Source organism: Flavobacterium sp. Root935, assembly GCF_001429295.1.
Classification (GTDB): domain Bacteria; phylum Bacteroidota; class Bacteroidia; order Flavobacteriales; family Flavobacteriaceae; genus Flavobacterium.
Genome location: NZ_LMJL01000007.1, coordinates 677,938 through 689,545, shown reverse-complemented (window position 1 = coordinate 689,545; position 11,608 = coordinate 677,938). Strand labels below are relative to the sequence as shown.

The window sequence follows — 11,608 nt, the reverse complement described above, 5'->3', positions numbered from 1 at the left end:
CAGTTGGTTAGAGCATCTGACTGTTAATCAGAGGGTCCTTGGTTCGAGCCCAAGAGGGGGAGCAACTTTTTTTAGCAAACATATTTACCTTTAAGGTGANCAGTTGGTTAGAGCATCTGACTGTTAATCAGAGGGTCCTTGGTTCGAGCCCAAGAGGGGGAGCTTAAAAAAAAGACGATCAAATTGATCGTCTTTTTTTTTGTCAAATTCCAAAGTTTAAAAAATTCCAAATTCCAATACTTTAGGACTGATTATTTTAATAGTAAAGGCGCAGGGTTTTACGCAAAAATTGCCAATCTATGTCGACAAACCATTGATCTCTGGCCTCTCGAGATGACAAACAAGATATCTAATAACATGCTTGATTTTTTGATTTATGTAAACCATTTTGTTTAAATTATCAAATTAACATAGCCTTTGGTTTCAACCGTTCACCTTTTTTTTAATATTGATTTTCAAAATCTATAAAATTAGATCTAATTAACCTTGGCGCACTTTGCGCTTTTTCTTAGTGTCTTTGCGGTTAAATCTGCGGTTAACAAAATCTACTTCACTACTAAGGTCTCGCTTTTAAATCTTTTCATCAACAAATCAGCTTTTTCGATTTGGTTGACTGATTTTAAAGACTGGGCGTATCTGTAATAATAAATAACATCTGGATCTTTAACGAGATTAAACAATTGCTCATAATATTCTGCCGCTGTATTAAAGTTTCCTTCGAAGTAAAGTCGATCGGCGACTTTTTGAAGCATTTCTGGAGATTTATATCCTTTTTCCAGCACTCTTTCATAAGTTCTCGTTACATCTACTTTGACATATTTTTCAGGCTCAGTTGGAACTTTAACCACAACTGGCTCTGAATAGGCTGTTATACTTTCAATAGAAACTTCAGGCTGTGTCATACTTGCTCCTTTTTGTTTTCGCTTGACATATCTAGGAATAATAGTTCTAGTATTATTTGGTCCTAAATCGTTGGTATAGACCATATCCAATTTAGTTACCTCATAAGTTGTAATTCTGCCTCCAAAAAGTTTGTTGATTCTTTCTTCCACATAATATGATTTTATAACATAATCACTGTTTGAGGCAAGATTGTCCGTCAAAATTATAGTTTTTCCGTTAGCGGAAGATCCCTGGGCATTTGTCGCTTGTTGTGCAAAGCAATTAAGTGATATTATTATTAAAAATGCGCTTAAAAACGCTTCGAGCTTTTTCATAAATATTCAATAAAATTAATGGATCGCCTTAAAATTTTATTAAATATATACCATTCAAGCTGTTATGATTAATATTCTCCGCAAATAACTAGAAAAAACGTTGAAGCGCTTCTTTTCTTTTAAGCGTTCCTGATTAGGGAAAAAGGTTCCTTAAATTGTTTATCGGAAAAATGGCTTAATGAAAAATATATAATTAATCAATAAAAAAGCGTCACAATTTCCATTGTGACGCTTTCTCTATTTCTTAAAACTCTACGGTAATTAAACCCCTAACTTCTTAGCAATCTCAGTTGGAATTCCTCCTTTGTTTACTAATAATGCTGTAGTTTTATATTTTACGAAGTTCTTAGTTACAAACAAGAAACCTTTGTAGTCGTTTGTTTCTCCCCAAGAATTTTTTACGATATAGTATTCTTTTCCAGTTTGATCTTTTGCTAAACCAATAATGTGCATTCCGTGGTCGTCTGTTGTAGCGTAGTTATCAAACGCAGCCTGACGCATTTCTGGAGTAATTTCTGGTTCTGCTTTTGGTCCGTTAAACATGTCTGCTTTTTCTTCAGCCGTCATATCGTCGAATTTTTTAGTTGGAACATAAGCTACTCCATTTTTCCAGCTGAAACTTTTCTCACTTACATCTGTTGCCCAAGCCACAGTATATCCTTTTTTCAAAGCATTGTCGATAACATCTGTCATATCGTTTACTTTTACGTTGTAAACTTGATCCAATGACCAGTTGTCTGGCACCATCATTGTAGTTTTTTGATAGTACGGAGATGTTGTGAAAGATGACATTTCTACATAATCATCTGGGTTAATTCCAACCACTTCTTTTGCAAAAGATTGCGGCGTATAGTTTTTTCCTTTGTAATTGAAGTTATCAGGCACTTTTCCTAAATAAGAGTCAATAACTGCTGTGTAAGCTTTTTGCCAGTTTGGTGTCAATTCTCCATTCGGGTTTTTAACAACAGCTGCCAAAACTCCTTCGATTAGAGCAGCCATTTCTCCAAATTTATTTTTATCTGTTCCGTAGTTTAATCCTGTGTAAACTTCTCTAGGAACAGTTCCGTATTTTTTGTACATATTAATTACATCGTGCAAAGCTCCTCCATCTCCAAGCGTAATTGCTCCGTGCATACGAACATAATTTACACCTTTGTCAACATATACATTTCTTGCAGAGTAAATTTGAGATAATTCTACTGGCTGTTTCCCTAAACGAATCATTTCTGACTCTAAGAATGAGTTTGTTGAATAACTCCAGCAAGTTCCAGATGAACCTTGAGTTTTTACTGAGGTTGTACCTAAGTTAATTACTTCTGTAAATTTAAAGTTCTCTTTACTTTTGTCGCTAGCGTTTAGTTTAAGTGAATTTACTAACACGTCTTGCGCAAAACAGCCTGCTGTTCCAGCTAAAAATACTGAAGCTGCAAACACTGATTTGAATGAAAATGTATTCATAATTTATGTTTAAAGTTTAAAAAATTAGTCTCTAATGTTTCTAATTTGTTACAAAACAATTAAATATTATAGAATTTGTGTAAAGATTAATTGTTAATATTTTCTTAATGAATGTAATTATTAGGTTATTTACGACAAAAAGCCTCAATAATGCAATATTGAGGCTTTTCAAAATTATTTTTTTATAAATCAACTTCTTACAAGTTTTTTGCTTTTAATTTATCGCAACCAATTACTTCCAAAAACGATATAGTAAGCCCAATCTTCTGGTCCTTTTGCAACGTCAACACCCATTCTGAGTTTAAACTTTCTGGCCAGTAAATATCTGAAACCTGTTCCGTAACTATAAACAACTGGTTTTGCAAAAGCATCGTCCCAATCGTTAAAAGCACTTGCTAGACCTCCATAACCCATTATACTCCATCGTCGGTAAAAATCCCATCTTAATTCAGCTTCGGTTACAATACTTGTTTTTCCTTGGTATCGTGCGGCTGGAATTCCTCTTAAATTAATTCCCGGCAAAAGATAAAAAGGCGGGTTACCAAACGCCTGTTCCCCTTCAATCCTCAGCCCGCCGATTAATTTTTTAGTTAAGGGATAAAATCCAATTGCAGATAAATTGACGCGCCAGGCATCATAATCACTTCCTAAAATATTATCTGACCAGAAGAAATCCGATTGAAGCCTAATTCCTTTATCTGGTGTAAAAATATTATCACGTCCGTCGAATTGCACTGCTAATCCGAGCTGGCTTATGGTACTTTTAATATCTTTTGGATCTACAAATGGCGGGGGAAGATTAACATCAGGCAGGTTTATTTTAGAATTTAAAAAAAGATATTGTGGTCCTGCACTCCATTTTGGATTATTAAACTGCTTGAGCCATTGTGTATAAAAAATAGTAGATTTAAAATTGAGTTTAAATTCCTGATCTGGCAGATTTGGTCTGTTGTTGGCATAAAATGATAAATTCATATCGCCATAGCCAGCCATAACTCTGTATAATATTTTGGGTTTAATAAGCGTTCCTGAACGAAAAGCCCCAACCATCCAGCTTTTATTTCCTGTATACATCCCGATTCCGCCCGTGATATCTGGATTTATAAAACGCTTTTTACCATTTTCGTCTACAACTGGTGCATGTTTTTTTAAGAAAACAGGCACGATTGCACCTCCAATTCCTCCTAAAGCTGGTTCTGTAATTACGGTTGGAACGACCAGAAATCCGTGTGCGTAAATAATATAATCACTTAAATCAAACGCTCCGTCTAGAGAATCTTTTACACTTATATGCTGTTTTTGTGCATTTATAACATTAAATGACAACAGAAATCCAAGCAAGAATAGGATAATTTTTGGTGGTGTTTTTTTGTTTTTCATATAAAGAAGCTGAATCGTTTTACATTTAAAAATTACCGTATTCTTAAAGTTCCGAAATCTCTTAATTACTTTTTCTTGAACTCGAAAACATGTGCCAGCGTAATGAAGAAGGTATTTCCTTGAAATCTATTTACAGCGTTAACTTCTCCAATCCATCTCAATCCTGCAGAAGTCATACAGCCAATATGAAGGTAATTAATTTCGGCACCAAGTCCGCCGACATGATCTTTATCTGGCTCAAGCAATAAGCTTCCTACTGGAATTTTATCATCCGAAACTTTGTATTGGAAATAATAAATTAACCCTGCATTTAATATTCCTTTTGGAGCTGTTTTTTCAGCATTCATACAATAAAAAGTTTTCCCGAGACCTCCTTCAACACTAAGGATATCACCTGTTTTGATATCGGTATCTTTTTTCTTTCCATTAATTTCATAAGAGGCTAATGCTGAAAAATGAAATGTTTTTTTATCATTAAAGAACAAAGTTGTTCCTGCTGAAAACTCATTCATAAACATTCCTAACCCGCTGTTATTACTTCCACCAAGCTCATATTTTCCTGTTGGAAGATACATTTGGTAAGTAAAAATAAAATCGGCTCTTTTATTATGCCAGCCTAACTGAATGGGCTGTATATACATATCTGTAAAGGCAAAATCACTTTTTGAATCGATATAACTTCCTTGAATAGTATTAGAAGCACCTGCTAATAAAATAGTTGCACCATAATTGGCCCCCAGAATTTTAAAGTCGCTTACATAAGAGGCTCCTGCCCCAGTTATAAACATAGTCAAATCTGGATTGCCAATTTTGTCCCCGTCACCATTCCTTAACGAAGATGCCGTATAAATATAACCTGGAATGTATACTGCTAAAGTATTTTCTGGAGCTTGAGTTCCTGATTGAAGTCCCATGGCGCCAAGAATATGTCCTCCTTTTAATTGTGCCGTGCTGTGAAAGGAAATGGCTAATGATATAATGGTGAAAATTGATTGTAATGCTTTTTTCGAATTATTAATTTTTGCTTTCATATCGAAATGTTTTAAAATTAATTAAGACTTTACGAGCGCTAATCATAACTGATTTTATACAACAGCTATTTCTTATTTAAAATAGTAAGCACTTGTACGATCAGGATTTATTCTAATGGTTTTAAAATATTCTGATGGTGATTTCCCAGTATGCTTTATAAATGCTCTAAAACAGGTTGTACGGGATTTAAAACCAGAATCCCAAGCCATTCCTTCTAGAGACAAATCTTTCCATTCTGGATCGTTTATTTTATCTTTAAAATATTCTATCCTTTTGAGGTTGACATAATCCTGAAAATGAAGTCCAAATTCAGAATTAATTAAATTGGATAAATGGTGAACAGATATTCCTGTTTCATCAGACAAGTCTCTGATTACAAAATCTTTCTTTAAAAAAAGCTTTTTAGCATTTAAAACATAATCTAGTTTTAATAAATAATCTTCTTTTTTCTCGGGTGTTAACTCATATGTTATGAGAAGATTATTCTTGATTTCTTTTGATTTTACAGCAACCGTATTATCGCTTATAAAATCGAATGTTTCTTCTTCATCATGAAAAATTTGAGGTTTGAAATAAAGCCATCCCACAGTAAAAAACAAAACTGATGAAATTAAGAAATAGCAGGATATGTCTACAACATCAATTTTTCTTAACAGAAAGTGATGAACAAAAAGTGCAGAAAATAAAAACAAAATCATAAGATTGTAAATCTTGATCCAGTTGATTACTTTAATTCGATGAAATTGATCTCCTTTAAATTTTTTCAGATCATAGTTTAAAATCAACATGGTTTGAAAAAAGACATAGGACAGCCAAATCGTCAAGGCTAAAATAGAAAATGGATTTTTGATTTTGATTGCAATATAATGTGCCGCTTTTAGATTGGTAAAACTTCCAACGTATGCAAAAAGTGTCAATACAAAATAAATAACAAAAGGCAGAAAATGAAGCCAATCGTATTTCCTGATTCTTTTATTGAGAGATAAAATGTTTCTAACATATAAATAAGAACAAGGGGCAGCTAAAAAAATAAACGATTTTGTAATAGTGAATAGTTCTGGAAAGTTTTTAATGGTATTGGCAGACAGATAAAAATTGTAAATACTTACCACTGCAAGACTCAGCAAAAACATTCCTAAAAAGAAACTTTTTGAATAGGTTTTTTTGGAAAAAAGCACCATAATTGAGGTAGCCAGACCTGCAATTGTGGCTATAAAAAAGAAGAGTGAAAGTAATATATCGATCATTTTTTTTAAGGTTAATTAGCATTATTTCTCTTAAAAATGCGAAAGGGAGCATTCAAATAGAAGCTTCGGGCCTGTCTAAGCTGACAGGCACAAAGCTATTTATTGATTATTTACTTTTTAGCTGATCCCGGAGGAAAATCAGCAAGTATTTTTTTGATAGCACCATTTATAAATTCTTCGGGATTATCTGGTTTACTGTCAATTTCAGCATTTCCAATTCCCTGCCAAAGCAGTTTTTGACTTTTAGTAGAGACAATATCAATTACCAATGAACCATCGACATAATCATAGGTATTGAATGTTGTATTGGCTCCTCCCATCATAGCGCCGCCGCCCCAATATCCGTACGGACGATACATACCGCCGTATCCATAAAAATCTGTGTTTGCACTTACAGAAGTTTTATTTTTTAATATCGAAACTGCATTTACTTTTAAATCAGGATTACTAGATTCTGTAAAGCCTTTAGCAAGCATTTCGTTTCGAATAGCTTTTGTTACACGATCAACATTTAGTTGATTAACTTGGCCTTGCTGTGCTTTTAAATCATAAACCGCAAAGGTTTTATATTCGCCAAAGTTGGCAGAATGATCATAATCTGATGTGACTTTTACAGTTGGAGAACAGCTGTAAATTAATCCCAAAAACAATACTGGGAGTATACGAAGATTTGTTCTTTTAATCATTTTTGTAGTATTTAAATTGTTAATTAAATTATTTTTAACTAGAATGTATTAAAAACTTAAAATCTTGAATAGAAGGGCTTAGAATGGCTAAATACGACCTAAATACACACAAGTATCTACTAAACAATTACTTAGCTTACTCTCAAAGATAAATCATTTTATTTAATAATTCAATTAAATAAATAAAATCTTACTTGTTTTTTTTCCTCCTTGTTAAATTCATAAATTTCAAATTTATTTTACTCTATGCAGTTATTTAAAAATTATATCTCTGGCGAAATTGGGAGTCTTCCTGCTTTTACAGCTTCGACCATTTTATTGTAATCTGACTCATTTTGATCTGCATATAAAATGGAAAACTTGGCAATTGCGTCGGCGAATTCGTCATTTTTGCCCATATATCCAGATAATAAAGATGGGTCGCCTGTTCTTGCGTGCGCTCTTGCAAGTGCCCATCCGCAGGCTTTGGCATAATCATTCATATTTTGTTCTTTCATTATTTCAAGAACTGGTTTTACTTTGGCATCACGAAGCTGGCGGATGTAAAAAAACTTGTTCTGGCTGTCGTTTGTCCATCCTAAAAACATATCCGAGGCAGACTGCATCAGCTTTTGTCCCATTACAATTCGTTCTCCTTCGTGCGGATACTTGTTTTTAATTTTTACATTTTCTTCGAGTACACTTTTTCGGGCTTCTTTAAATTGTAAAAAAATAGGTTCACCAGTTGCCGACATCAGTAAACTAATACCGCAGCTTGTACCGACACTTCCTACACCTACCACTTTTACAGCTAGATCGTGTAAAGTGTAACGGTTTAAAAGCACCTTTTTATCATCTGGCAGAGAATCGATATAACGTTTGTGCACAATTTCGGCTTCTTTCAAAATTCGTTTTCCTTCTTCTCCCGTTGGATGATAAATTAAAGGTGGATCGTTTTTTATTCTTGCGCGCGAACCTTCGTGATAAGTCATTTTTGCAAACTCTTTTTCGTGTGCGGTATATTCAGCTGCTTTTTTGATTCGTTTTTGCTGAAAGGATTTTATTTCTTCGTCTTCTCCTTTTTCTATTAATTCTGCCAGGTCAATATGCGCGTACCAAATTTGAAGTGCCGATAATTTACTGTATTCCAACATGTGCCTTTTGTAACTATCAGCGACATTCCATGCAAATTCCTTACAGGTTTTGTTCGAAAATTTTTTCCATCTCCCGGCAATTGCAAAACTGGCAGCCAGTCTTTTCAAATCCCATTCCCACGGACCTGGATATGTTTCGTCAAAATCATTAATATCAAAGACCAGTTTACGTTCTGGAGTTGCAAATCCGCCAAAATTCATCAAATGACAATCACCGCAAAGCTGCAAATGAATTCCAGTATTGGGCGTGTGAGCCAAATCGGCAGCCATAATTGCGGCGGCTCCTCTAAAAAATGCAAAAGGCGACTCCATCATTCGGCTATATCGAATAGGCAATAGATTTTCGATTCTTCCAATACTTGTTTTAATGAGAATCTCTACAGGATCTTCGCGATCATCTGCGAGATTCAATTGCCGATGAACCGAACGGGACGTAACTTTCCTAATGGCAGCGCCTTTCTCAAAACGTTCCGCTTTTGAAGCTGCAGCATCAAATGAAGTGTCAGTTCTATTTTCAAATTCTTCAGCCATAATCTGTTATTAATCTACTTCACTTCTTTAATATCATCCATTTTCCAACTCTTATCGAAATAAGCTGTTGTTGGTCCATAAAAACGCATATAAGTAAACCAGTGTTTTCCCGGTAAAGTCTGCACCCAGTTTTTCTCTTTTCCTGCCGGAGCTTTTGGACCGAAATACAAATCGACAGAACCATCAGCATTTTTTATAAGATCCTTACGGGAAGATAAATCGGCATTTTTCTGCGGATTATCAATCAAACAGCGCGTTGCCGTATCGTAAATCGTAATCGACCAGAAATTGACTGCCGGCGGATTTGCCGGAACTTTCAGCGTGTAATTTTTACCGCCGTCCAACCAGTTTCCTTCACTGTCATAATACGATCCTAAATACGCCTGACCAACGTTTGGAATTTTGGTAATCATGGCTTTTGAATACGTAACGGCTTCATAGAAATAAGAAGTTCTTTCGAAGAATTCGTCATAATTATCAGCATGTTGCGACGGATCTTTGATGATCATTACATAATCCCATTTTTTATCCGGCCAGTGTTTCACATCTTTGAATCTTTTGCTGAAAGAATTTGCCATCGCCATTTGTTGTCCTTTCGCAGCAGCGGCAATTAAAATTTTCTTCTGACGTTCGTCTGGCGTAAAAGGTTTTCCTTTTTCGATTCCGAGATTTCTAAGCCAGGCCATGAAAAAACGATCGCGTTCTTCGACTGGTTCATTTTGTAAAATAGCGTGAAGGCGTTCCCAATAAGCAATTCCCGTTGGCTGAATGCCGTACCATTTTTTTCCTGCCGGCGGACTTACTACTTTTGTTGGTGTTGGATTGGCGCGTTGTGCGTACGGATAAATTTTTACTTGTTTTACCAATGTTTCAGTTGCTTTTGGATCTGGATCTAATGCTCTGAATCCGAAAAACATATTTACTGTCGTACACGGTACTATAAAATATCCTGCCGGTTTGAAATCTTTCATTGTTGGCGGCACTAAAATGTATTTTCCCCCCTTCCCTTTATCGGGTCCCATTTCACCAATTACGGCTTGCTCACGCTGCCAAAAATCTCCAAGCCCGCCTGCTGTGTGTCCTGCGGGCATTTCAATAACCGTTGGTCCGTTTGCAGCAAGGTCAATAAATGACATAATATAAGGCGTTGTAGCATTTCCTGTTAGAATTCCTAAACGGTCATTATAAGTATTATAAAAAACAAGGTCATTACTTGTAGCATTAAATGTTTTGTAATGAATTTGCTGCCATTCGGCGAAAGCCACAATTGGCAATCCCCATAAATAACATTGGGTTGCCTGCTGAAAATCCATTTCATCAAACAAAACCGGAATCGATTCTTTTGAAGGCAGTTCGCCATCCATTTTTACTGGAGTTCCAAACTCAGAAGCCACAACTGTTGTTGTGTCAGATGGTGACGTTTCATTTATTACTGTCTTTTTTTCACATCCAACAGCTAAAATCAGCATAGAAACTACAAGGATTATAAGGCTTTTGTTTTTCATAACTTTTGTTTTTGAGTATTAAAAAGTGCTATTTTTTCTCTTCAATAGGAGCAGGAAACCATTTACCATCCTGAACTTCTTTCTTAGGAACATACGTTCTAAAGTTGATAGAAAAACCTTTTCCTGCAGGAGTTGGCAGCCAGTTGCTTTCGATTGCATCTTTTGGCAATGAAGAAGCTAACCAAATGCTTAAAGAACCATCAGGATTTTTCTTTAAACCCGAAACATTATTAAGGTTATAGCGTTTTAATTTATTAGGTACTACTCGATAATCAGGTACGCTGTAAACCGTTGCTGACCAAAATGCATTAACCACTTTGTCTGGAAGTCCATCTTTTGGAAATCTGATTTCATAAACTTTATCTCCGCTTAATGGCTGTTTATTGCTGTCAATTAATCCAATGAAATAAATGGCTTCATCAATTTTATTAGCCCATAAACCTCCGTAATTAATAATATCACGTGCCAAAATATCATCACCAAAATTACCTGTCGCGTATGATACTGACCAGCCTCCTTTTTGAGTTCCAAAGCCTTTTGCTCCAGCTAAAAATCCTGGAATTGCTTTTGTTTCAACAATTTCATCGATACGGGCTTTGGCTTTGTCATCTTTTTTACGATATTCTCCTATTGCAATTGCTTTATCCTGATACTCTTTTCCTTTTGGCATTACGTCAGGATAAGAATTTAGGACTTCTTCGACTTTGTCAAATATTTCACCGCCAATTGGTTTTTTTGGTGTAAAATCTGGAATAGCAACTGGAGGTGCTATTTTAATTCCTTCAGGAACTGTCAGCGTAAATTGTTTTTGCAGTTTTTGTGCAACATCTGGAGTTCCTTTCAATTCTACACGAGCCAGAATTTTTGCTTTTTCTGCCGGCAGTTCTATTTTTACAGCATCTGCAGGAATGGCTGGATTTGATCCTTTTAAAACCAAAGCAAATTTCCCATAAGGAGTTTTAGGAAAGTTACGGTTGTTGATATTGACAATTACATTGGCCCAGCCGTCTAATAATTGTGCGGTATAATAACGTCCTTCAATTTTAGGAACATTTAAAATAACTGCATGATCTTTATCTACAGCAATCCAAGCTTCTAGATAAGCGACATCTAAATTTGGATTTACAAACTGAGCTGAACCCAGCGGATTGTATTTGATTTTATTGTATCCTATTTTCTCTACATTGATATCATAATTTTCTTGTTGCAGTACTAAATATCTTGCATATAAATAAGTATAGGCATCTACAATATCCTGATCTGAAGGAACTGCATTTGCTGCTTCTACATTGGAAGTTGATTTTTCTGAAGTTGATGTTTCTTTTTTGCAGCTGACAAACAGAATTGCTGCAACTAAAATTAGAAGTGCTTTTTTCATGGAATAACTTTTTTAAATGAGAAATAATCTTAAATGAAGAA

9 protein-coding genes are annotated in these 11,608 nt (G+C 35.0%); all 9 read right to left on the bottom strand.

Annotated features, from left to right (window positions below):
• Positions 1–545: 545 nt before the first annotated feature.
• Entirely contained in the window at positions 546–1,217 is a 672-nt protein-coding gene (locus ASE40_RS04520) for a hypothetical protein (protein WP_057115593.1), read from the bottom strand.
• A 261-nt stretch (positions 1,218–1,478) separates the two neighbouring features.
• Entirely contained in the window at positions 1,479–2,675 is a 1,197-nt protein-coding gene (locus ASE40_RS04515; RefSeq protein ID WP_057115591.1) for an aminopeptidase C, read from the bottom strand.
• A gap of 219 nt (positions 2,676–2,894) precedes the next feature.
• The gene (locus ASE40_RS04510; protein ID WP_057115589.1) at positions 2,895–4,055 is read right to left on the bottom strand and encodes a BamA/TamA family outer membrane protein; all 1,161 of its coding nucleotides are present in this window, start codon (positions 4,053–4,055) and stop codon (positions 2,895–2,897) included.
• 65 nt (positions 4,056–4,120) lie between these two features.
• A complete protein-coding gene (locus tag ASE40_RS04505) occupies positions 4,121–5,086 on the bottom strand; it encodes a transporter (protein WP_057115588.1) in 966 nt (321 codons plus the stop codon).
• 72 nt (positions 5,087–5,158) lie between these two features.
• The gene (locus ASE40_RS04500) at positions 5,159–6,334 is read right to left on the bottom strand and encodes a helix-turn-helix domain-containing protein (RefSeq protein WP_057115587.1); all 1,176 of its coding nucleotides are present in this window, start codon (positions 6,332–6,334) and stop codon (positions 5,159–5,161) included.
• A 110-nt stretch (positions 6,335–6,444) separates the two neighbouring features.
• A complete protein-coding gene (locus tag ASE40_RS04495) occupies positions 6,445–7,020 on the bottom strand; it encodes a DUF4136 domain-containing protein (RefSeq protein ID WP_057115586.1) in 576 nt (191 codons plus the stop codon).
• A 263-nt stretch (positions 7,021–7,283) separates the two neighbouring features.
• On the bottom strand, positions 7,284–8,684 hold the full coding sequence (locus ASE40_RS04490; RefSeq protein ID WP_057115585.1) for a DUF2252 domain-containing protein: 1,401 nt from the start codon (positions 8,682–8,684) through the stop codon (positions 7,284–7,286).
• A 14-nt stretch (positions 8,685–8,698) separates the two neighbouring features.
• Positions 8,699–10,189 (bottom strand): DUF1254 domain-containing protein, encoded by a 1,491-nt coding sequence (locus ASE40_RS04485; protein WP_082586742.1) that lies wholly within the window; start codon positions 10,187–10,189, stop codon positions 8,699–8,701.
• 28 nt (positions 10,190–10,217) lie between these two features.
• Positions 10,218–11,567: a DUF1214 domain-containing protein gene (locus ASE40_RS04480; protein ID WP_082586741.1), complete on the bottom strand. Its 1,350-nt coding sequence runs from the start codon at positions 11,565–11,567 to the stop codon at positions 10,218–10,220.
• Positions 11,568–11,608 lie beyond the last annotated feature (41 nt).

Bases quoted from the DNA above. Each gene is read 5' to 3' on its own strand.
- ASE40_RS04520 (WP_057115593.1), bottom strand. From the start codon at position 1,217: ATGAAAAAGCTCGAAGCGTTTTTAAGCGCATTTTTAATAATAATATCA.
- ASE40_RS04515 (WP_057115591.1), bottom strand. From the start codon at position 2,675: ATGAATACATTTTCATTCAAATCAGTGTTTGCAGCTTCAGTATTTTTA.
- ASE40_RS04510 (WP_057115589.1), bottom strand. From the start codon at position 4,055: ATGAAAAACAAAAAAACACCACCAAAAATTATCCTATTCTTGCTTGGA.
- ASE40_RS04505 (WP_057115588.1), bottom strand. From the start codon at position 5,086: ATGAAAGCAAAAATTAATAATTCGAAAAAAGCATTACAATCAATTTTC.
- ASE40_RS04500 (WP_057115587.1), bottom strand. From the start codon at position 6,334: ATGATCGATATATTACTTTCACTCTTCTTTTTTATAGCCACAATTGCA.
- ASE40_RS04495 (WP_057115586.1), bottom strand. From the start codon at position 7,020: ATGATTAAAAGAACAAATCTTCGTATACTCCCAGTATTGTTTTTGGGA.
- ASE40_RS04490 (WP_057115585.1), bottom strand. From the start codon at position 8,684: ATGGCTGAAGAATTTGAAAATAGAACTGACACTTCATTTGATGCTGCA.
- ASE40_RS04485 (WP_082586742.1), bottom strand. From the start codon at position 10,189: ATGAAAAACAAAAGCCTTATAATCCTTGTAGTTTCTATGCTGATTTTA.
- ASE40_RS04480 (WP_082586741.1), bottom strand. From the start codon at position 11,567: ATGAAAAAAGCACTTCTAATTTTAGTTGCAGCAATTCTGTTTGTCAGC.